This is a genomic window from Mycobacterium sp. (assembly GCF_025965855.1).
Lineage (GTDB): Bacteria > Actinomycetota > Actinomycetes > Mycobacteriales > Mycobacteriaceae > Mycobacterium.
Genome location: NZ_JAOPWB010000248.1, coordinates 13,709 through 34,029, shown reverse-complemented (window position 1 = coordinate 34,029; position 20,321 = coordinate 13,709). Strand labels below are relative to the sequence as shown.

Here is a 20,321-nt window from a genome sequence, read left to right as displayed (position 1 = left end):
CGCGCGGCCGCCGTTGCCGGAGGCGTGGCCGACGCCGGGCGGCTGCTGGCGTCGCGGCTGGACGGGGTGATCGCCGCGGCATCGGCCATCCGCAACGCGCTGGTCGCCGAGCGCAGGGACCGCACGGCCGCGATGGCGACGGTGCGCGACGAGGTGAACGCGCTGGGCGCCCGGCTGGCCAAGCTCACCGATTCGCTGCACCGCGACGAGGTGGCCAACGCCCAGGCGGCGCTGCGCATCGAGCAGCTCGAGCAGATGGTGCTCGAGCAGTTCGGGATGGCGCCGACCGATCTGATCGCCGAGTACGGTCCGGAGGTTTCGCTCCCGCCGACCGAGCTGGAAATCGCCGAGTTCGAGCAGGCCCGCGAGCGCGGCGAGCAGGTTTTCGCGCCCGCCCCGATTCCATACGACCGGGCCACCCAGGAGCGCCGGGCCAAGCGGGCCGAGCGAGAACTGGCCGAGTTGGGCAGGGTCAACCCGCTGGCGCTGGAGGAGTTCGCTGCGCTGGAGGAGCGCTATAACTTCCTGTCCACCCAGCTCGAGGACGTCAAGGCGGCCCGCAAGGACCTGCTCGACGTCATCGCCGACGTCGACGCCCGCATCCTGCAGGTGTTCAACGACGCGTTCGTCGACGTCGAACGCGAATTCCGCGAGGTCTTCACCGTCCTGTTCCCCGGCGGAGAGGGCCGGCTGCGGCTGACCGACCCCAACGACATGCTCACCACCGGCATCGAGGTGGAGGCGCGTCCGCCCGGCAAGAAGATCACCCGGCTGTCGTTGCTGTCCGGTGGCGAGAAGGCGCTGACGGCGGTGGCGATGCTGGTGGCGATCTTCCGGGCCCGCCCGTCGCCCTTCTACATCATGGACGAGGTCGAGGCGGCGCTCGACGACACGAACCTGCGCCGCCTGATCGGCCTGTTCGAACTGTTGCGGGCCAAGTCGCAGATCATCATCATCACCCACCAGAAGCCCACGATGGAGGTCGCCGACGCGCTGTACGGCGTGACCATGCAGGGCGACGGCATCACCGCGGTGATCTCCCAGCGGATGCGCGGTCAGCAGGTGGAGCAGCTGGTCTCGAGCTAGCGGGGATCGCAAGCGCGGCGTAGCCGGGCGAAGCGGGTCGCCACCATCGAGCTAGGGCCGGACTAGACCCGATCGGGCCGGCGCCGGGCGGCTTGAAAGAATGCCAGCGTGTCCCAAGGTCTTTGGATCGCGATCGCGGTCGTCGCCACCCTGGTCGTCATCGCCGCGCTGGTCCTGGGCCTGGCGCTCAACCGGCGGCGGCGGATCCGCTTGGCCCGCCCCGAACCCGGCGCACTCGATCGCTCCGGCGGCTACACCGCGTCCTCCGGCATCGCGTTCAGCCGCACGCCTATCGAAGACCGGCTTGACACCAGCGGGCTGCCCGCGGTAGGCGACGACGCGACCGTTCCCCGCGACGCGCCGCGGCGCACGGTCTCCGACGTCCAACTGCCCGAACCCGAGACGCCGGCGCCGCCGCCGGCCCCGCCGGCGCCAGAGGCCCCGCCCACCCGGGAGGCCCCCGAGGCCGCCGAGATCGAGGCCATCGCGCCACCCGAAGGCCGGCTGGAGCGACTGCGCGGCCGGCTGGCCCGCTCGCAGAACGCGCTCGGGCGCAGCGTGCTCGGCCTGATCGGCGGCGGCGACCTGGACGAAGAATCCTGGCAGGACGTCGAGGACACGCTGCTGGTCGCCGACCTGGGCCCGGTCGCCACCGAGTCGGTGATCTCGCAGCTGCGCAGCCGGCTGGCCAGCGACAGCGTGCGCACCGAGGCCGACGCGAAGGCCGTGCTGCGCGACGTCCTGATCAACGAGCTGCAACCCGACATGGACCGCTCGATCCGCGCGCTGCCGCACGCCGACCATCCCTCGGTGCTGCTGATCGTCGGCGTGAACGGCACCGGGAAAACCACGACCGTCGGCAAGCTGGCGCGGGTGTTGGTGGCCGACGGGCGGCGCGTCGTGCTGGGCGCGGCCGACACCTTCCGGGCCGCGGCCGCCGATCAGCTGCAAACCTGGGCCGCGCGCGTGGGTGCGGAGGTGGTGCGGGGGGCCGAGGGTGCCGACCCGGCGTCGGTGGCGTTCGACGCCGTCGACAAGGGCATCGCCGATGGAGCCGACGTCGTCGTCATCGACACCGCCGGGCGGCTGCACACCAAGGTCGGGCTGATGGACGAGCTCGACAAGGTCAAGCGGGTGGTAACCCGGCGCGCCGCGGTCGACGAGGTGTTGCTGGTGCTCGATGCCACCATCGGGCAGAACGGGCTGGCCCAGGCGCGGGTCTTCGCCGACGTCGTCGACATCACCGGCGCGGTGCTGACCAAGCTGGACGGAACGGCCAAGGGCGGCATCGTTTTCCGCGTCCAGCAGGAACTCGGGGTGCCGGTGAAGCTGGTCGGGCTGGGCGAGGGTCCCGACGACCTGGCGCCGTTTGAACCCGCCGCATTCGTGGACGCCCTGCTCGGCTGAGACCGCTTACACGCCAAGCGTGACGTTAATACCGGCGAAACATGGCGGCCCCATTGCCGAAACAACAATTGCGCATGGTTCTCCCAGGCCACAGGCGCCTGCCTGTCGGCCTACTCATGTCCTACCGGAGGTGAAAGCGAGTGAGTTTCCCGCAATTGGGCCAACCCGATACCGGCGATACCGCCTGGATGTTGGCGAGTTCCGCGCTGGTGCTGTTGATGACGCCGGGTCTTGCCTTCTTCTACGGCGGCATGGTCCGTACCAGAAGCGTGCTCAACATGCTCATGATGAGCATCAGCGCCATGGGCGTGGTGACCGTGCTGTGGGTGCTTTACGGGTATTCGATGTCGTTCGGTGACGACAAGTGGGGCGTCGTCGGAAAGCCGTCCGACTACTGGGGCCTGGCCAAGCTCATCGGCGGCAACGCCGTCAAGGCCGATCCGAGCAAGGGCGTCTCACAGGTCGACATCCCTCTGGCGGGCACCATGCCGGCCACCGTTTTCGTGGCGTTCCAGCTGATGTTCGCGATCATCACCGTCGCGCTGATCTCGGGCGCCGTGGCCGACCGGCTGAAGTTCACCGCCTGGCTGGTGTTCGCCGGACTGTGGGCGACGCTGGTCTACTTCCCGGTCGCACACTGGGTCTTCGCGGCCGACGGGTTCGCCTCCGAGCACGGCGGCTGGATCAACAACAAGCTGCACGCCATCGACTTCGCAGGTGGAACCGCGGTCCATATCAACTCCGGTGTGGCGGGCCTGATGCTGGCGATCGTCCTGGGCAAGCGCAAGGGTTGGCCGACGACGCTGTTCCGCCCGCACAACCTGCCGTTTGTCATGCTCGGCGCCGGACTGCTGTGGTTCGGCTGGTTCGGGTTCAACGCCGGGTCGGCGACCAGCTCGAACGGCTCCGCCGGATCGACGTTCATGACCACCACGGTCGCCACGGCCACGGGCATGCTCGCGTGGCTGCTGACCGAGCGCATCCGCGACGGGAAGCCCACCACGCTGGGAGCGGCTTCGGGCATCGTCGCCGGGCTGGTTGCCATCACCCCGTCGTGCTCGTCGGTCAACATCCTGGGTGCCTTGGCGATCGGCGCGGTGGCCGGCGTGGTCTGCGCGCTGGCGGTCGGGCTGAAGTTCAGGCTCGGCTTCGATGACTCGCTCGACGTGGTCGGGGTGCACCTGGTCGGCGGTCTGGCGGGCACGTTGCTGGTCGGTCTGCTCGCCGCGCCGGAGAGCACGGCGATCAACGGTGGGGCCGGGGTATCAAAGGGGTTGTTCTACGGCGGCGGCTGGGCACAGCTGGAGCGGCAGGCGATCGGTGCGTTCTCCGTTCTCTTCTACTCCGGCATCGTTACCCTGATCTTGGCCCTGATCCTGAAGTACACGATTGGGCTGCGTGTCAGTCCTGAGGCGGAAGCCGAGGGCATCGACGAGGCCGAGCACGCGGAGAGCAGTTACGATTTTGGAGTGATCGGCGGCCAGGGCTCGGTGCTTGGGGCACGAGTTGCCGTGGATGACCGTAACGGTTCCGAGGAGCCAGTGGGCGACAAATTGGAGGCGGAGCACGCATGAAGCTGATCACCGCGATCGTAAAGCCGTTCACCCTCGATGACGTCAAGACCGGCCTCGAGGAGGCGGGCGTCCTGGGGATGACGGTCAGCGAAATCCAGGGCTACGGGCGGCAGAAGGGCCACACCGAGGTCTATCGGGGCGCCGAGTATGCGGTTGACTTCGTGCCGAAGGTGCGGATCGAGGTGGTCGTCGACGACTCCATCGTCGACAAGGTCGTGGACAGCATCGTTCGGGCGGCGCGCACCGGCAAGATCGGTGACGGCAAAGTATGGGTGAGCCCCGTGGAAACCATAGTGCGGGTCCGCACGGGTGAACGCGGAACCGATGCGCTGTGACGCCAGCCGCAAATTGGTGATCCGACCCGGACGGGCCGGGAGGGTATGAATTCGGACCCACCCGATCCGTCCGGGAACAGAACGGGAGCAGGAAGCGCCTGCGGGGCAACCGATTTGGTTGCCGCGCGGCGCCAACTGCTGTCTGATGGTCGTGGGCTGGGTGCGGCCGAGTTGCGGCACGCGTGGCAGGATCTGCACGAGTCGTGGCTGACCGCCAAGGCGGACGAGATCGGCATCACCGACACCAGTGGCTTCGCGATAGTCGGGATCGGCGGCCTGGGCCGCCACGAGCTGCTGCCGTATTCCGATCTGGACCTGATGTTGTTGCACGACAACCAGTCCACCGATGTGCTGCAGCGGGTCGCCGACAAGCTGTGGTATCCCTTGTGGGACGCGAACGTTCGGCTTGACCACAGCGTGCGAACGGTCCCCGGCGCGCTCGGCGTCGCCAATACCGACATGATCGCGGCCCTGGGGATGTTGGATGCCCGCCACATCGCCGGCGACGCGCGGCTGTCCGGGGAATTGATCGCGGGCGCAAGAAAGCAGTGGCGCAGCGCAATTCGCTCTCGGATGGACGAGCTCGTCGAAATCACGCAATCCCGGTGGCAGCGTTGTGGCCGGATCTCGCAGCGCGCCGAGCCGGACCTGAAATCGGGTCGCGGCGGCCTTCGCGATGTGCAACTGCTTGACGCGCTCGGGGTGGCCCAGCTCATCGACCGCCACGGCTTGGCCCGCTCCGAAACGCCGGGCGGCTCGCTCGACGACGCCTATCTGACGCTCCTCGACGTGCGCACCGAGCTGCACCGGGTGTCCGGGCGCGGACGCGATCAGCTGCTGGCCCAGTACGCCGACGAGATCAGCGCCGCCCTGCACATCGGTGACCGATTCGACTTGGCCCGCAAGCTGTCCGACGCCGGGCGCACCATCGCCTACCACTCCGAGACCGGGCTGCGGACCGCCGAAAACGCGTTGCCGCGCCGTGGCGTCTCGGCCTTGGTGCGCCGGCCCAGGCGCCGCCCACTGGACGAGGGCGTCGTCGAGTATGCCGGGGAGGTCGTGCTCGCCCGCGACGTCTCGCCCGAAACCGACGCCGGGCTGGTGCTGCGAGTGGCCGCCGCGTCGGCGGACACCGGGTTGCCGATCGGCGCCGCCACGCTGAACCGCCTGGCCGCCGGCGCGCCCGAGATGCCAATCCCTTGGCCCAGCGATGCATTAGACGACCTTCTGGTCGTGCTCTCCGCCGGGCCCACCGCGGTGGCGACGGTCGAAGCGCTCGACCGCACCGGGTTGTGGGAGCGGTTGTTGCCGGAATGGGCTGCGATCCGCGACCTTCCGCCCCGCGACGTCGCGCACAAGTGGACGGTGGACCGCCACGTCGTCGAGACCGCCGTCAACGCGGCACCGCTGGCTACCCGCGTGGCACGACCCGATCTGCTCGCGCTCGGGGCGCTGCTGCACGACATCGGCAAGGGCAGGGGAGTCGACCACAGCGTGCTCGGGGCCGAGATGGCCCTCGAAATCGGCCCCAGGCTCGGGGTTTCGCCCAAAGACACCGAGTTCCTGTCGAAGCTGGTCCGCCACCACCTGCTGCTGCCGGTGACGGCCACCCGAAGCGACCTCAACGACCCCAAGACGATCGAGGCCGTATCCGAGGCGTTGGGCGGGGATCCGCTGTTGCTCGAGGTGTTGCACGCGCTGACCGAGGCGGACTCGAAGGCGACGGGCCCCGGGGTGTGGAGCGACTGGAAGGCGTCCCTGATCGAGGACCTGGTGCGTCGCTGCCGGATGGTGATGGCCGGCGAGCCGCTGCCGCAGGCGCAACCCACTGCGCCGCAGTACCTTTCGCTGGCGGCCGACCACGGGGTGCACGTGGAGATCGAGGCCGGCGGCGGCGAGCGCTTGAACCTGGTGATGGTCGCGCCGGACCAGCGGGGATTGGTGTCGAACGCCGCCGCGGTGCTCGCGCTGAACTCGCTGCGCATCCATTCGGCGTCGGTCAACACTCACGACGGTGTGGCGATCACCGAATTCGTGGTGTCGCCGCTGTTCGGTTCACCGCCCGAAGCGGGCCTGCTGCGGCAGCAGTTCACCACCGCGCTCAACGGCGACGTCGACGTCATCGGCACGCTGGAGAAGCGCGACACCGACGCCGTCGGCGTGGCGACCGCGCGGCCCGGCGAGATCCAGGTTGGGGTGCCCGTCACTCGGTCGACCGCCCCGCCCCACATCCAGTGGCTCGACCCCGCCGCGTCCGGCCAGCCGCTCATCGAGATCCGCGCCATGGACCGGTTGGGCTTGCTCGCGCTCCTGGCCCGGGCGCTGGAGCGCGCGGGGGCCGACATCGCATGGGCGAAGGTTCACACCTTCGGGTCGACGGCCGCCGACGTGTTCTGCGTAGAGCTGCCCGAAGACCCGGGCGCGCAGGCGGTGGTGGAGAAGCAGCTGCTGGCGGTGTTCGGCGGGCCGGGAGAGGTCGCCGTTGGCTAGTGGCGATCGCAAACGCGGCGTCGCCGGGCGCAGCGGGTCGCCACCATCGGACTAGCCCCCTCGGGCCTGCTCGGAGTTCAGCTGCCGCAAGGCTTCGATGCGGGCCTGAATCTGCTCGCGGGTCGCCGCGGCGATCGGGGGGCCGCCGCAGCGGCGGCGCAGTTCGCCGTGGATCCAGCCGTGCGGTTTGCCGGTGCGGTGGTGGGTCGCCGAGACCAGGGCGTTGAGCTCGCGGCGCAGATCGCGCAGCTGCCCATGCATGGACAATGACGCCGGCGCATCCTGGGCCGATCCCGTGGCGGCCCGCTTCTTGAGCTGCTCGTCTTGGCGCCGGTGCAGCAGGGCGCGCATCTGCTCGGCGTCGAGCAATCCGGGGATACCGAGGTAATCGGCCTCCTCGTCGCTGCCGGCCGGGGCGGCGGTGCCGAACGAGGACCCGTCGAAGATGACCTGGTCCAGCTCGGCGTCGGCGCCCAGCGAGGTGAAACCCTTGTCCGTTTCCGTCTTTTCGGTTTGCGTCCGCAGGGCGGGATCGCCGTCGAGGGGATCCCCGGACTCCCGGTGCGGTTGGCCGAGCACGTGGTTTCGCTGCGCTTCCAGCTCACTGGCCAGCTGCAGCAGGCTGGGCACCGACGGCACGAAGATGCTCGCGGTTTCGCCCTGCCGGCGCGACCGCACGAACCGGCCGATCGCCTGCGCGAAGAACAGCGGCGTCGAGGCGCTGGTGGCGTAGATTCCGACCGACAGCCGGGGCACGTCGACGCCTTCGGAGACCATGCGCACCGCGACCAGCCACCGGCTGGTGCTTTCGGCGAATTCGGTGATCCGGGCCGATGATCCGGGATCGTCGGACAGCACCACCGCGGGCGGCTCCGAGGTGAGCTTCGTCAACAGGGCGGCGTACGCGCGGGCCGCGGTGCGATCGGAGGCTATGATCATGCCGCCGGCGTCGGGCACGTGGGCCCGCTTTTGGCGCAGCCGCTCGTCGGCGGCCGCGATCACCGCGGGCATCCATTCGCCGGCGGGGTCGAGCGCCGTGCGCCACGCGCGTGCGGTCTGCTCGGCGGACAACGGCTCGCCCAGCCGCGCGGCGTGCTCCTCGCCGGCGCTGTCCCGCCAGCGGGCCTGCCCAGAATAGGCGAGGAACACCACCGGCCGGACGACGCCGTCGGCGAGCGCCTCGGTGTAGCCGTAGGTGTGGTCGGCCTGCGACCGCAGCACCCCGTCGGCGCCGGACGTGTACGTGACGAACGGGATGGGGCTGTCGTCGCTGCGAAAGGGCGTGCCCGTCAGGGCGAGCCGGCGCGTGGCGTCGCCGAAGGCCTCCCGGATGGCCTCGCCCCAGATCTTGGCGTCACCGCCGTGATGTATCTCGTCGAAGACGACCAGGGTCTTGCGCTGCTCGGTGCGCACGCGGTGCAGCGTCGGGTGCGCGGCGACCTGTGCGTAGGTGACCATCACGCCGTGATACTCCGGTGAGGTCTGGGGGCTGGTGTTGGAGAACCTCGGGTCCAGGGCCAGGCCATGCCGCCCAGCGGCCAGCGCCCACTGGACCTTGAGGTGCTCGGTGGGCACCACGACCGTGATCTGCTCGGCGGCGCGCTGGCTGAGCAGTTCGGCCGCCACCCGAAGCGCGAACGTCGTCTTCCCGGAGCCGGGGGTGGCGACGGCCAGGAAATCGCGCGGCTGGGCGGCAAGGTATTTCACCAGTGCCCTGCGTTGCCAGCCCCGCAGGGGCACGCCGCCGCCCTCGATATGCGAGCCGTCCCGGCCATTTTCGACGCGCGACCCCGTCGTGCCGACCGGTTGCATCGAAACAGCTCCCCCCAAAGTTGCATCCTCGACGCGGCCAGCTCGGTTCGGCGGCGGGTGTGAAATGTAGCATGCCAACGCTTTTCGGCGCAGCAGCGACGCGAGTCAGACGGCGCGGCCGGCCAGGTCGCGGGCTTCGAGCCAGGCGTGGATTCGTTCGGCGACGTCAGCCCATCCCGGTTCGAGCATCATGTTGTGTCCCATCGAGAAGAACTCCGGCTCGGTCCGGTAGGCGCGCGCCGTGGCGCGCACCGCGCCGACGCTGACGAAGCCGTCGTGCACGGCGCCGAGGACCAGAATCGGGGTGGTCACCCGATGGGTTTTGACCCGGCGGAACATCGGATCCCTCATCGCCGCGCGGATGCTCTCGGCACCGGCGCGTTCCCCAGCAGGATTCGACGACGGCCTCGGGCGTGTCGGCGCAGAAGAGATATTCGCGCGCGAGGGCCGGGGTGCGGAGGAATTTGACCAACGTCGGGTCGTTGAACGAGTGCACCGTCATCCACGGGCGGCGCCGCCAGACCCGCAGCGCCGCTCCGAGCACGCCGCGCGGCGGCAGGGAGCCGACCAGCACGGCGGCCGGGGCGGCGCGGTCTTCGAGGTAGCGCTGGATCACGTAGCCGCCCAGGGAATGGCCGATCAACACCGGCCCGCCGCCCAGATCGTCGGCCACCGAACGGACGTCGTCGATGTAGTCGGCGATGGAAACCTTGTGTATCGGCTTGGGTGTCGGGCTGGTGCAGTGCCCGCGCAGGCTCACCGCGACCGCGCGGTAGCCCGCGTCGGCGAAGAAGTCCAGGAAGTGGTCGTCCCAGCACCACGCGCCATGCCAGCCGCCGTGCACGAAAAGCAGTGGCACCGGATGCGCTTCGTTCCAGGAACCCTTGTCGATCACCTCGAGCATGAGCTTGACCTCGTTCGGCGGTGTCTTTGGTTGGCTCGACCATTCAATCCCGTGCTGGCCGTCGCCGAGCCTGAAATTCCGCAGACGGCATCGGCGTGTCGTCTGCGTGGTTGCAGTGTCGCGGTCAACGGGCGCGCGCAGCGCCCCGCCCGGACACAGCTGCCGCGCACCCGCGGCACACCACTAGGCTGGCGGGGTGTTTGAATCGCTGTCCGACCGATTGACCGGTGCCCTACAGGGGCTGCGCGGCAAGGGTCGACTGACCGACGCCGATATCGAGGCCACCACCCGCGAAATCCGGCTCGCGCTGCTGGAAGCGGACGTGTCGCTGCCCGTGGTGCGGGCGTTCGTGGGCCGGATCAAGGAACGCGCCAAGGGCGCCGAGGTATCCGGCGCCCTCAACCCGGCGCAGCAGGTCGTCAAGATCGTCAACGAGGAACTGATCGGCATCCTGGGCGGCGAGACCCGCCAGCTGGCGTTTGCGAAAACGCCGCCGACGGTCGTGATGCTCGCCGGTCTGCAGGGTTCCGGCAAGACCACGCTGGCCGGCAAGCTGGCCTCCTGGCTGCGCGGCCAGGGGCACACGCCGCTGCTGGTGGCCTGCGATCTGCAGCGCCCGGCCGCGGTCAACCAGCTGCAAGTCGTCGGTGAGCGCGCCGGGGTTCCGGTGTTCGCGCCGCATCCCGGGGCTGGTGCACCGGGGCCCGATGCCGGGCCCCCCGACCCGGTCGCCGTCGCGGCGGCGGGGCTGGCCGAGGCCCGGGTCAAACACTTCGATGTCGTCATCGTCGACACCGCGGGGCGGCTGGGCATCGACGAGGAGCTGATGGCGCAGGCCGCGGCCATCCGGGACGCCGTCAACCCCGACGAGGTCCTGTTCGTCCTGGACGCGATGGTCGGCCAGGACGCCGTCGCCACCGCCGAGGCGTTCGGCCAGGGCGTCGGCTTCACCGGCGTGGTGCTGACCAAGCTCGACGGTGACGCTCGCGGTGGCGCCGCGCTCTCGGTGCGCGAGGTGACCGGCGTCCCCATCCTTTTCGCCTCCAGCGGCGAAAAGCTCGAGGACTTCGACGTCTTCCACCCGGACCGGATGGCCGGCCGCATTCTGGGCATGGGCGACGTGCTGACCCTGATCGAGCAGGCCGAGCAGGTCTTCGACGCGCAGCGCGCCGAGGAAGCCGCCGCCAAGATCGGCACCGGCGAGCTGACGCTGGAGGACTTCCTCGAACAGATGCTCGCCATCCGCAAGATGGGTCCGATCGGCAACCTGTTGGGCATGCTGCCCGGCGCCGGCCAGATGAAGGACGCGCTGGCCCAGGTCGACGACCAACAACTGGACCGGCTGCAGGCCATCATCCGCGGGATGACGCCGCAAGAGCGGGCCGACCCGAAAATCATCAACGCGTCGCGGCGGCTGCGCATCGCCAACGGCTCGGGGGTGGCGGTTTCGGAGGTCAACCAGCTGGTCGACCGCTTCTTCGAGGCCCGCAAGATGATGTCGTCCATGCTCGGCGGCATGGGCATTCCCGGCATGGGCCGCAAGTCGGCGACCCGCAAGGCCAAAGGGTCAAAAGGCAAGAAGGGCAAGAAGGGTGCCCGCGGCCCCACGGCGCCCAAGGTCAGGAACCCGCTCGGACCGGGCATGCCGGGCATGCCGGCGGGATTCCCCGATCTGTCGCAGATGCCCGAGGGCCTCAACGAGCTGCCGCCCGGGCTGGCCGACTTCGACCTGTCCAAGCTCAAGTTCCCGGGCAACCCGGGCAAGAAGTAGCCGCGCCGTGCGCATGCACGTGCGGGGTATGGAGCTGCCCGGCGAGACCGAGATCCAGCTGTGGATCGTCGACGGCCGCGTCAGCGTCGAACCGGTCGCGGGGGCCGACACCGTTTTCGGTGCTTCTGGAGGCGGCTGGATCGTGCCCGGACTGGTGGATGCGCACTGTCACGTCGGGCTCGGCGATGACGGCGAGATCCCGCTCCAGGAGGCCATCGGCCAGGCCGAGACGGAACGCGATGCCGGCGCGCTGCTGTTGCGTGACTGCGGCGCCCCCACCGACACCCGCAGCCTCGACGACCGCGACGACCTGCCCCGCATCATCCGCGCCGGGAAGCATCTGGCCCGGCCCAGGCGCTACTCGCGGGGCTTCGCAGTCGAACTGGAAGACGAATCCCAGCTGCCGGACGCGGTGGCCCGGGAGGCCAGGCGGGGCGACGGCTGGGTCAAGCTGGTCGGCGACTGGATCGACCGCAGCGTCGGCGACCTCGCCCCGCTGTGGTCCGATCACGTGCTCAAGGCCGCGATCGATGCCGCGCACGCCCATGGCGCACGCGTCACCGCGCACGTCTTCAGCGAGGACGCGCTGCCCGGCCTGATCAACGCCGGCATCGACTGCATCGAACACGGCACCGGGCTCACCGACGACACCATCGCCCTGATGCTGGAGCATGGAACCGCGCTGGTCCCGACGCTGATCAACACCCTTGAGAACTTCGGAGGCATCGCGGACTCCGCGGCGCGCTACCCGGCCTACGCCGCGCACATGCGCGACCTGCACGCCCGTTGCCGGGCGCGGGCGGCCGCGGCGCGCGAGGCGGGCGTGCCCGTGTACGCCGGTAGCGACGCCGGCAGCATGATCGCGCACGGGCGGATCGCCGACGAGGTCGAGGCTCTCAAGGGCATCGGGATGAGCGCCACCGAGGCGTTGGGCGCGGCATGCTGGGATGCCCGTCGCTGGCTGGGCCGGCCCGGCCTCGATCACGGGGCGTCGGCCGACCTGCTGTGCTACTCGGAGGATCCCCGCCGGGGACCCGCCGTGCTGAACCGGCCTGATCTGGTGATACTGCGCGGCAAGGCCTTTCGGCCGCACCGCTAGGGCGCGCGCCCCGCCCCGATCGTGGCTAGGATCGCGGGATGGCGTTGGCCAGCGGCGCGACCTTCGCCGGTTACCTGGTCGCGCGGAGGCTGGGTACTGGAGCGACTGGTGCGGTCTACCTTGTCCAGGACCCCCGTTCGTCGCGCTGGCAGGCGTTGAAGGTCCTTGCGCCGGGGCTGTCGACGGACGGCGAGTTCCGCCGCAGATTCCGGGCGGAGACCCCGATCGCGACGAACCTCTATCACCCGAACATCGTCGAGGTCCGCGACCGCGGCGAGTTCGACGACCAGCTGTACACCGCGATGGAGTACGTCGAGGGGATCAACGCCGCGCGGCTCATAGCCGATCGATTCCCGGCGGTCTCTGCGGCGGGCGAGGTGCTTTCCATCGTGACCGCCGTCGCCGTCGCCCTTGACTACGCGCACGAGCGCGGACTGCTGCATCGCGACGTCAAGCCCGCCAACGTCTTGGTGACGGGCCGCGGGGAATGCGAGCAACGCATCCTGTTGACCGACTTCGGCATAGCCGGCCAAGTCGGCACGGTCGGCTACGCCGCGCCCGAACTGCCCGGCGCCGGCATCGACGGGCGCGCCGACCAGTACGCGCTGGCCGCCACCGCATTTCACCTGCTGACCGGAGCGCCGCCGCCACCCGACACCGCGCCGCCCCGGCTCAGCGACCAGCGCCCGGAACTGGCGCGACTCGACGGCGTGTTCTCCCGGGCGCTGGCCAACAGTGCCGCCGACCGGTTCGGGACCTGCCGCGAGTTCGCCGAGGCGGCGAACGAACAGGCGGGCGTCCGTAGCCGCGATCGCAGTCCCGAGGCCGTTCTCGTGGCCGAGTACCCGGCGTACGCCTGCCCCCTGCCGTCCGCGGCAGCGCCGTTGGCCGATCGCCGGGATGACTTCGCCGAGGATCTGTCCGAGGCGCCCGCACGCGCCCCGCGGGAGCCCGCGGTGGCCGCGCCGAAGAGGCACCGGCGCCGCAAGGTTGTCCTGGGCGCCGCGGCGGTTGTGCTCGTCGCGGCGTTTCTCGCCGTCGGGGTGGTCATGGGGCGCAAGACCGGCGCGACCGCGGCCCCGGCCTCCCGCCCGACGACGAGCGCGCCGGGAGCCCCGGTCGCCGCGCCGGTCCCGCTCGACGGCACCTACCGCCTCGAGGTGCAGCGCACCCGGCAGACGTTCAACTACACGCCCGACCCTCAGCCGCCCGACGTGACCACCTGGTGGGCCTTCCGCTCGTCCTGCCGGCCCGGCTCGTGCACGGCCGTCGGCATCCCGCTGGACGACCATGACCACACGCTGCCGAACTCACCCGGTGGCGAGCCCGTCGTCCTGGACTTCCGCGATGGCCGATGGCTGTCCCGGCCGGAACAGGCGGCCTTTCCCTGCATCGGGACAAACCGAGCCGAACGCACGCATGCGACGACGCAGGTGCTGTCGCTGCGACCGCGGCCGCAAGGCGAGTTCGCGGGCGAAATGACGGTCACCGTGCACAGCAACGAGTGCGACCAGCAAGGCGCCGTGCTTCGGGCGCCCGCGGCGGCCACCCGCAGTGGCGGGGTGCCTGCGGATGTGACCGTGCCCGACCCGGCTGTGATCCCCGAGGTCCCGCCATCACCGACCACCGCGCCGTCCGGCCCTCATCGCTAACACCGCTTTGACCAGTGCTTTTGGAGCGGCTCGCCGATCTTCCTGAAAAGATCGCGAGTACTTGCTATCTATGTTACGGTTCTCGGCAACTCAACGACCTGGAGGAAAACCGTGACCTACGACGTGATCATTCGCGACGGGCTGTGGTTCGACGGCACCGGCGGCGCGCCGCAAACCCGCACGCTTGGCATCCGCGACGGCGTGGTGGCCACGGTGGCGGGATCTGCGGACGACCCACTGGACGAGATCGGTTGCCCCGAGGTGATCGACGCGGCCGGCAAGTGGGTCGTGCCCGGCTTCATCGACGTGCACACCCACTACGACGCCGAGGTCCTGCTGGACCCGGGGCTGCGCGAGTCGGTGCGCCACGGCGTCACCACGGTGCTGCTGGGCAACTGCTCGCTGTCGACGGTCTACGCCAATTCCGAGGACGCGGCCGACCTGTTCAGCCGCGTCGAGGCGGTGCCGCGCGAATTCGTGCTCGGCGCTTTGGATTCCAATAAGACGTGGTCGAGCGCCGCGGAGTACGTCAAGGCGATCGACGCCCTGCCGCTTGGCCCGAATGTCGGCTCCCTGCTTGGTCATTCGGACCTGCGGACCGCGGTGCTGGGGCTGGATCGCGCCACCGACGCCACCGTCAGGCCCACCGATGCCGAGCTGGACAGGATGGCGGCGTTGTTGGACGAGGCGCTTGATGCTGGGATGCTCGGCATGTCCGGCATGGACGCGGCCATCGACAAACTCGACGGCGATCGCTTCCGGTCGCGCGCTCTGCCGTCGACCTTCGCGACATGGCGGGAACGGCGCAAGCTGATCAAGGTCTTGCGCAAACGCGGCCGGATGCTGCAGAGCGCCCCCGACGTCGAGAGCCCGGCGTCCGCGCTGATGTTCTTTCTGACCAGCAGCCGAATCTTCGGCGGTGGCAAGGGTGTTCGCATGAGCATGCTGGTGTCCGCCGACGCCAAGTCCATGCCGCTTGCCGTGCACGTGTTCGGGCTCGGCACCCGCGTGTTGAACAAGCTCCTGGGCTCCAGCGTGCGGTTCCAGCACCTGCCGGTCCCGTTCGAGCTGTACTCCGACGGAATCGACCTGCCGGTCTTCGAAGAGTTCGGCGCGGGTACGGCGGCCCTGCACCTGCGCGAGCAACTGGAACGCAATGAACTGCTGGCCGACAAGGAATACCGCCGGAAGTTCCGGCGCGAGTTCGACCGCATCAAGCTCGGACCGTCGTTGTGGCACCGCGACTTCCACGACGCGGTCATCGTCGAATGCCCCGATAAATCGTTGGTCGGCAAGAGCTTCGGCGTGATCGCCGCCGAGCGCGGGCTGCACCCGCTGGACGCGTTCCTCGACGTGCTTGTCGAAAACGGTGAGCGCAACGTGCGGTGGACGACCGTCGTGGCCAACCATCGGCCCAAGCACCTCAACAAGCTTGCCGCCGAGCCCAGCATCCACATGGGCTTCTCGGACGCCGGCGCACACCTGCGCAACATGGCCTTCTACAACTTTCCGTTGCGGATGCTCAAGCGCACCCGGGACGCCCACCGGGCCGGCACGCCGTTCATGTCCACCGAACGGGCGGTGCATCGCCTGACCGGCGAATTGGCCGAGTGGTTTGGCATCGATGCCGGCACGTTGCGGCAAGGCGACCGTGCGGACTTCGTCGTGATCGACCCGGCCGGGCTCAACGAGTCGGTGGACGGTTATCACGAGGATGAGGTGCCGTTCTACGGCGGCTTACGGCGCATGGTCAATCGCAACGACGATGCCGTGGTCGCCACCGGGGTGGGCGGCGCCGTCGTCTTCGCCAAGGGCCAATTCCGCGATGGCTACGGCCAAACGGTGCAGTCGGGCCGCTACCTGGGGGCGGGGGAGCGGCACGCGCCGATGAGCGTGGGCTCCTGACATGGCCAAAACCCAGCAGCAGCGCCGCGAGGAGACCGTCGGACGGCTCATCGACGCCTGCATCGCCACCATCATCGAGGTCGGCTACGCGCGGGCATCGGCCGCCGTGATCACCAAGAGCGCCGGGGTGTCGGTCGGTGCCCTGTTCCGCCACTTCGAAACCATGGGCGATTTCATGGCGGCCACCGCATCCGAGGTGTTGCGCCGCCAGCTGGACTCGTTCACCAAGCGAGTCACTGAAATACCCGACGACCAGCCCGCTCTCGAGGCGGCGCTGACAATACTCCGGGACATCACCAGCGGCGCGACCAACGCCGTCGTCTACGAACTGTTGATCGCCGCGCGCACCGACGAAAAGCTCAGGGGCACTTTGCAACACGAGCTCGGACAGTACTCCGCGAAGATCGTCGACGCCGCCCGGGCGCTGCCCGGCGCCGACGGCTTCGGAGAGGAGACGTTCCCGGTCGTCGTGGCGCTGATGACGAACGTGTTCGACGGGGCCGCCGTGGTGGAGAGCGTATTGCCGCAGCCGGCAATCGCGGAGCGGCGGATCCCGGTGCTGACGGCGCTGCTGACCTCGGCGCTGCCGGACTAGCCCTCGGCGCGAACAGACGCAAAAGCCCCCGACGCGCCGAGCGCGCGGGGGCTTTTGCGTCTGTTCGCGGTACTAAAGCGAGCCGATGCCGGTCTCGGGGTTGAGCGCGAAACCCCAGTCGAACAGGCTGCCGGCCTGATCCCAATACGACGGTCCGCCCGCCTTCACCAGCCCGTACATCATCGCGATCACCAACCGGCGGCCCCCGCGGGCGGCCGCGCCGACGAAGGTCTTGCGGGCCGCGTCGGTGAAGCCCGTCTTGCCCCCGATGGCGCCGGGATAGCGCTGTAAGAGTTCGTCCTGGTTGGTGATTGGTTCATCGCCGTGATCGCCGGGGAACATCGCCGAGGGCTCGGCGGTAATCTGCGCGAACACCGGATTGGCCATCGCGGCCCGGAAGATGACGGCCAGGTCGTGCGCCGTCGACGCCCCGGAGCCACCCGGGCCGTCCAGCCCGGACGGGGTCGCCGCATGGGTGCTCGTCGCCCCCAGGGACGCGGCCTTGGCGTTCATCTTGGCGACGGTGGCGTCGGCGCCGCCCAGCAGGTGCGCCAGGGTGCTGGCCGCGTCGTTGCCCGAAACCAGCAGCAGCGCGTCCAGCAATTGGCGCGCGGTGTAGGTGCGGCCGGGTTTGATGCCGACGCAGTTGCACTCGACCTGGGTGTCGGCGACGTCCGCGACGACGCTGGAGTCCAGGCTCACCTGGTCCAGGGCCACCAGCGCCAACAGCACCTTGATGGTGCTCGCGGGCGGGTGGGCCACGTTTTGGTCGCGGGCGGCCAGCACCTGACCGCTGTCGAGGTCGGCCACGATCCAGGTCTGGGCCGGCCCGTCGGGGATCGGCACCGAACCGATCGGCTGTGTGCTGTCGGCCCGGGAAGTGGTGGCGGTGGCCACGCCGAGGGTGACACCGCAAGCGGCGGCCGCCAGCAGTGCGGCGGCCGCGGCCATGAGCTTTCGCATGGCCGCAAAGTTTAACTTCCGCGGTCATGCCAGGGCTATTTCGGCATCAGTGCCAAGGCATGTCGCGCCAGGAGTAGAACGCCCCGTCGCCGATGTCGTGCACGCCGGAGTAGTCCCAGAAGTAGTCGTGGCAGGCGTTGCCGTCCCACGGCACGGGCCGCCCGGCCGGATTGACGTCACCCGGGCACCAGTGCTGGCAGGATTTCCCGGCGGGGCACGGGGCGGCCTGGGCGGAAGGCGCGGCCAGCCCGGAGCCGCCGAACATCAACAGCGTCGTTGCTAACCCCGCGATTGCTGCTCTCATACCCGTGGAACTATTCCCCTCGCAGGCCGCCCGTCTCCTGCGAAAACGGGAAAAACGCCGCGTTCGGCTCATGGTGGCTCCTTCGTTGCTGGCGGTCCTTCGGCAAGTGGACACCACCCGCGTCGCTACCGATCCCAACCCCCGGATCCGTCGCGGTGTTAAATCGATGCGCGTTGAGTCTGGCCGAAATTGCCGACCGCCGAGGGATCCAGCAACTGCTGGGGGACTACTCCATCCCCATCGGCAACCGACGATTCGACGACCCGGACAAGGTCTTCACGCCCGACGCCTAATCGATCTCTAGGCTGTTAAAACCTGTTCAGCGGTTCCGTGATTCTCGATTCTTCATCGTGGGAACTCGCAACGGCCGTCGGTAACACTCGCATTCTCAACAAGGGTCGCCATCAGGCGTGAAGTACGGCACACCCTCTGCCGTGTAGCACGGTGGTTCGTCCGGCCAGTACGCCTGGTCCGACGCCACGATGGCTCCTGCGATGGCATCACCAGCCAGGCCGGGCGTGCAGCCGTCCACGCCGACGTGGCGTCCGTTTGCTCCGGCGCAGATGTCGGCCTGTGCTGCCGGCGCTATGGCCACCGGCACTACGGCCATCGCCATGGCTGTCATTAGTGCTGCCGCTAGCGTCTTCATCTCAGACTTCCTTCTTGTGGCGGGCTGCATCGAGGTCCCGGGCAGCCAGCGACGAAAATGTTGGAGTGTTCTGCGGCCATGATGTTTCCCTCCAGAACAATGCCCACACGGCGGCACACGCTGTTCACCATCCTGGCCTTATTCATCGACTACCGCTACGGGTCGAAGGTCCTGAGCGGAGAGGACTTCTTGCCCACGATTGGGCGCCGGTTCCCTAATCGTGCGGACGCGGCCGAGCGGCGGCACGCCGGCTTTGTGTGGTCGCTGCGCCCCACTGCCGTCGGGCCGCGTTGCGCAGCTGAGTCAAACCCGGCGGCTAGATCGTGTTCAATCGATGCATGTTGAGCCTGGCCGAAATTTCCGACCGCCTAGAGATCCAGCAGCTGCTGGTGGACTACTCCACCGCCATCGACAACCGCCGATTCGACGACCTGGACGAGGTCTTCATGCCCGACGCCTACATCGACTACACGGCCTTGGGCGGGATCGAAGGCCACTATCCCGAGGTCAAGGAGTGGCTCGCCCAGGTGTTGCCGACCTTCCCGGTGTACGCGCACATGCTCGGCAACTTTTCGGTGCGCGTCGACGGGGACACCGCGTCGTCGCGGGTGATCTGCTTCAACCCGATGGTGCTTCCCGGCGAGAGCGACCAGGCGCTTTTCTGCGGGCTCTGGTACGACGACGAGTTCGTGCGGAGCCCGAAGGGTTGGCGGATGACGCGCCGGGTGGAGACGAAAGTCTTCCAGAAGGTGATGTAACGGGGCTTGTGGTGGCTACCCGCCGCGCCCGGCTTCGCCGCGCTCGCGATCGCCATGAGCGCGGGCGCATTTCTGCCCGGGGCACCCGTTCTGGCACAATAGGCGGCTGTCCGCCGCGCGACCCGCCCGAAGGTGCTTGCTCGTCGGTCATACACGCGAGGCAAAACCGGACCTCGGCATCCCGCCCAGGTCGCTGAATTGCAGCGTGACACACAGGAGAAGTCGCTTAACCATGGCTGTGAAGATCAAGCTCACCCGGCTTGGCAAGATCCGCAATCCCCAATACCGCATCGCCGTCGCCGACGCTCGGACCCGCCGCGACGGCCGCTCGATCGAGGTCATCGGCCGGTATCACCCCAAGGAAGACCCGAGCCTGATCGAGATCAACTCCGAGCGCGCCCAGCACTGGCTTTCGGTCGGGGCCCAGCCGACGGGGCCGGTCCTCAAGCTGTTGAAGATCACCGGTGACTGGCAGAAGTTCAAAGGGATACCCGGCGCCGAGGGCCGCCTGAAGTCCGCCCCGGCCAAGCCGACCAAGCTGGAGCTGTTCAACGCCGCGCTGGCCGAGGCCGACGGCGCGCCCACCACCGAGGCCGCCAAGCCGAAGAAGAAGGCCCCGGCCAAGAAGGCCGCCAAGGCGGTGGCCGAAGAGTCCCCCGAGGCCGCCACCGAAACCAAAGCCGCTGACGAGCCGGCCGCCGACGCCGCTGAGAAGCCAGCGGCCGACGCACCGGCCGAGGGCTGACCGACGTGAGCACGGTCGTGGTCGACGCTGTCGAGCATTTGGTCCGCGGGATCGTCGACAATCCCGACGATGTCCGGGTCGACATGGTGACCAGTCGGCGTGGGCGCACGGTGGAGGTGCATGTCCATCCCGACGACCTGGGCAAGGTGATCGGTCGCGGCGGACGCACCGCGACCGCGTTGCGCACGCTGGTCGCCGGGATCGGTGGCCGCGGCATCCGCGTCGACGTGGTGGACACCGACCAGTAGCGGGGCGCTGCTCATGGAACTCCC

The 20,321-nt window shown here is 69.2% G+C and carries 17 protein-coding genes and 2 pseudogenes; 14 read left to right on the top strand and 5 right to left on the bottom strand.

Annotated elements, in window-relative coordinates; translation table 11 throughout:
• The 5 genes from JWP83_RS21445 to JWP83_RS21425 all read left to right on the top strand — a co-directional run.
• The coding region (locus JWP83_RS21445; RefSeq protein WP_297734421.1) for an AAA family ATPase at window positions 1-1,086 on the top strand (1,086 nt) is incomplete at its 5' end.
• Window positions 1,087-1,194: 108 nt separating this feature from the next.
• Window positions 1,195-2,493: a signal recognition particle-docking protein FtsY gene (gene ftsY / locus JWP83_RS21440; protein ID WP_297734412.1), complete on the top strand. Its 1,299-nt coding sequence runs from the start codon at window positions 1,195-1,197 to the stop codon at window positions 2,491-2,493.
• A gap of 188 nt (window positions 2,494-2,681) precedes the next feature.
• Window positions 2,682-4,067, top strand: a complete 1,386-nt coding sequence (locus tag JWP83_RS21435) for an ammonium transporter (RefSeq protein ID WP_297734423.1) — start codon at window positions 2,682-2,684, stop codon at window positions 4,065-4,067.
• Window positions 4,064-4,402, top strand: coding sequence for a nitrogen regulatory protein P-II (glnB, locus tag JWP83_RS21430; protein WP_297734409.1), 339 nt, complete (start codon window positions 4,064-4,066; stop codon window positions 4,400-4,402). Before JWP83_RS21435 ends, glnB begins: the two co-directional genes overlap by 4 nt.
• A gap of 45 nt (window positions 4,403-4,447) precedes the next feature.
• Window positions 4,448-6,892, top strand: a complete 2,445-nt coding sequence (locus JWP83_RS21425) for a [protein-PII] uridylyltransferase (RefSeq protein WP_297734407.1) — start codon at window positions 4,448-4,450, stop codon at window positions 6,890-6,892.
• A gap of 51 nt (window positions 6,893-6,943) precedes the next feature.
• On the opposite strand, the gene JWP83_RS21420 is transcribed toward JWP83_RS21425, so the two are convergent.
• Both JWP83_RS21420 and JWP83_RS21415 read right to left on the bottom strand, forming a co-directional pair.
• On the bottom strand, window positions 6,944-8,647 hold the full coding sequence (locus tag JWP83_RS21420; protein ID WP_367185660.1) for a DEAD/DEAH box helicase: 1,704 nt from the start codon (window positions 8,645-8,647) through the stop codon (window positions 6,944-6,946).
• Between the two features lie 223 nt (window positions 8,648-8,870).
• A complete protein-coding gene (locus JWP83_RS21415; protein ID WP_367185659.1) occupies window positions 8,871-9,608 on the bottom strand; it encodes an alpha/beta hydrolase in 738 nt (245 codons plus the stop codon).
• 196 nt (window positions 9,609-9,804) lie between these two features.
• Between JWP83_RS21415 and ffh the strand changes: the two genes are divergently transcribed.
• The 5 genes and pseudogenes from ffh (at window position 9,805) to JWP83_RS21390 (ending at window position 16,630) form a co-directional block, all read left to right on the top strand.
• Complete coding sequence (gene ffh / locus JWP83_RS21410) at window positions 9,805-11,379, top strand: signal recognition particle protein (RefSeq protein ID WP_297734389.1); 1,575 nt, start codon at window positions 9,805-9,807, stop codon at window positions 11,377-11,379.
• Window positions 11,380-11,392: 13 nt separating this feature from the next.
• Window positions 11,393-12,478, top strand: coding sequence for an amidohydrolase family protein (locus JWP83_RS21405; protein WP_297734422.1), 1,086 nt, complete (start codon window positions 11,393-11,395; stop codon window positions 12,476-12,478).
• Window positions 12,479-12,516: 38 nt separating this feature from the next.
• The gene (locus tag JWP83_RS21400) at window positions 12,517-14,130 is read left to right on the top strand and encodes a serine/threonine-protein kinase (protein WP_297734386.1); all 1,614 of its coding nucleotides are present in this window, start codon (window positions 12,517-12,519) and stop codon (window positions 14,128-14,130) included.
• A gap of 50 nt (window positions 14,131-14,180) precedes the next feature.
• Window positions 14,181-16,035 (top strand): annotated as a pseudogene (locus JWP83_RS21395) (amidohydrolase family protein).
• 1 nt (window position 16,036) lies between these two features.
• The gene (locus tag JWP83_RS21390; RefSeq protein WP_297734383.1) at window positions 16,037-16,630 is read left to right on the top strand and encodes a TetR/AcrR family transcriptional regulator; all 594 of its coding nucleotides are present in this window, start codon (window positions 16,037-16,039) and stop codon (window positions 16,628-16,630) included.
• 72 nt (window positions 16,631-16,702) lie between these two features.
• On the opposite strand, the gene JWP83_RS21385 is transcribed toward JWP83_RS21390, so the two are convergent.
• Both JWP83_RS21385 and JWP83_RS21380 read right to left on the bottom strand, forming a co-directional pair.
• Window positions 16,703-17,593 (bottom strand): D-alanyl-D-alanine carboxypeptidase family protein, encoded by an 891-nt coding sequence (locus tag JWP83_RS21385; RefSeq protein ID WP_297734380.1) that lies wholly within the window; start codon window positions 17,591-17,593, stop codon window positions 16,703-16,705.
• Window positions 17,594-17,639: 46 nt separating this feature from the next.
• Window positions 17,640-17,897, bottom strand: coding sequence for a hypothetical protein (locus JWP83_RS21380; protein ID WP_297734377.1), 258 nt, complete (start codon window positions 17,895-17,897; stop codon window positions 17,640-17,642).
• A gap of 155 nt (window positions 17,898-18,052) precedes the next feature.
• Between JWP83_RS21380 and JWP83_RS21375 the strand changes: the two are divergent.
• Window positions 18,053-18,187, top strand: a pseudogene (locus JWP83_RS21375) (nuclear transport factor 2 family protein); the annotation flags it as partial.
• Window positions 18,188-18,285: 98 nt separating this feature from the next.
• Here the strand turns inward: JWP83_RS21375 and JWP83_RS21370 are convergent.
• A complete protein-coding gene (locus tag JWP83_RS21370) occupies window positions 18,286-18,546 on the bottom strand; it encodes a hypothetical protein (protein ID WP_297734374.1) in 261 nt (86 codons plus the stop codon).
• Window positions 18,547-18,884: 338 nt separating this feature from the next.
• On the opposite strand from JWP83_RS21370, the gene JWP83_RS21365 reads away from it, so the two are divergent.
• From JWP83_RS21365 to JWP83_RS21355, 3 genes are all read left to right on the top strand, one after another.
• Window positions 18,885-19,304: a nuclear transport factor 2 family protein gene (locus tag JWP83_RS21365; protein ID WP_297734369.1), complete on the top strand. Its 420-nt coding sequence runs from the start codon at window positions 18,885-18,887 to the stop codon at window positions 19,302-19,304.
• A 232-nt stretch (window positions 19,305-19,536) separates the two neighbouring features.
• Window positions 19,537-20,049 carry a 30S ribosomal protein S16 gene (rpsP, locus tag JWP83_RS21360; RefSeq protein WP_297734366.1) on the top strand — a complete coding sequence of 171 codons (513 nt, stop codon included), beginning with the start codon at window positions 19,537-19,539 and terminating at the stop codon, window positions 20,047-20,049.
• A 5-nt stretch (window positions 20,050-20,054) separates the two neighbouring features.
• Complete coding sequence (locus JWP83_RS21355; RefSeq protein ID WP_003878715.1) at window positions 20,055-20,297, top strand: RNA-binding protein; 243 nt, start codon at window positions 20,055-20,057, stop codon at window positions 20,295-20,297.
• The last annotated feature ends 24 nt before the right edge of the window (window positions 20,298-20,321 follow it).

Bases quoted from the DNA above. Each gene is read 5' to 3' on its own strand.
- JWP83_RS21400 (WP_297734386.1), top strand. From the start codon at position 12,517: ATGGCGTTGGCCAGCGGCGCGACCTTCGCCGGTTACCTGGTCGCGCGG.
- JWP83_RS21415 (WP_367185659.1), bottom strand. From the start codon at position 9,608: ATGCTCGAGGTGATCGACAAGGGTTCCTGGAACGAAGCGCATCCGGTG.
- JWP83_RS21380 (WP_297734377.1), bottom strand. From the start codon at position 17,897: ATGAGAGCAGCAATCGCGGGGTTAGCAACGACGCTGTTGATGTTCGGC.
- JWP83_RS21390 (WP_297734383.1), top strand. From the start codon at position 16,037: ATGGCCAAAACCCAGCAGCAGCGCCGCGAGGAGACCGTCGGACGGCTC.
- rpsP (WP_297734366.1), top strand. From the start codon at position 19,537: ATGGCTGTGAAGATCAAGCTCACCCGGCTTGGCAAGATCCGCAATCCC.
- glnB (WP_297734409.1), top strand. From the start codon at position 4,064: ATGAAGCTGATCACCGCGATCGTAAAGCCGTTCACCCTCGATGACGTC.
- JWP83_RS21425 (WP_297734407.1), top strand. From the start codon at position 4,448: ATGAATTCGGACCCACCCGATCCGTCCGGGAACAGAACGGGAGCAGGA.
- JWP83_RS21435 (WP_297734423.1), top strand. From the start codon at position 2,682: ATGTTGGCGAGTTCCGCGCTGGTGCTGTTGATGACGCCGGGTCTTGCC.
- JWP83_RS21370 (WP_297734374.1), bottom strand. From the start codon at position 18,546: ATGAAGACGCTAGCGGCAGCACTAATGACAGCCATGGCGATGGCCGTA.
- JWP83_RS21365 (WP_297734369.1), top strand. From the start codon at position 18,885: ATGTTGAGCCTGGCCGAAATTTCCGACCGCCTAGAGATCCAGCAGCTG.
- JWP83_RS21405 (WP_297734422.1), top strand. From the start codon at position 11,393: ATGCACGTGCGGGGTATGGAGCTGCCCGGCGAGACCGAGATCCAGCTG.
- JWP83_RS21385 (WP_297734380.1), bottom strand. From the start codon at position 17,593: ATGCGAAAGCTCATGGCCGCGGCCGCCGCACTGCTGGCGGCCGCCGCT.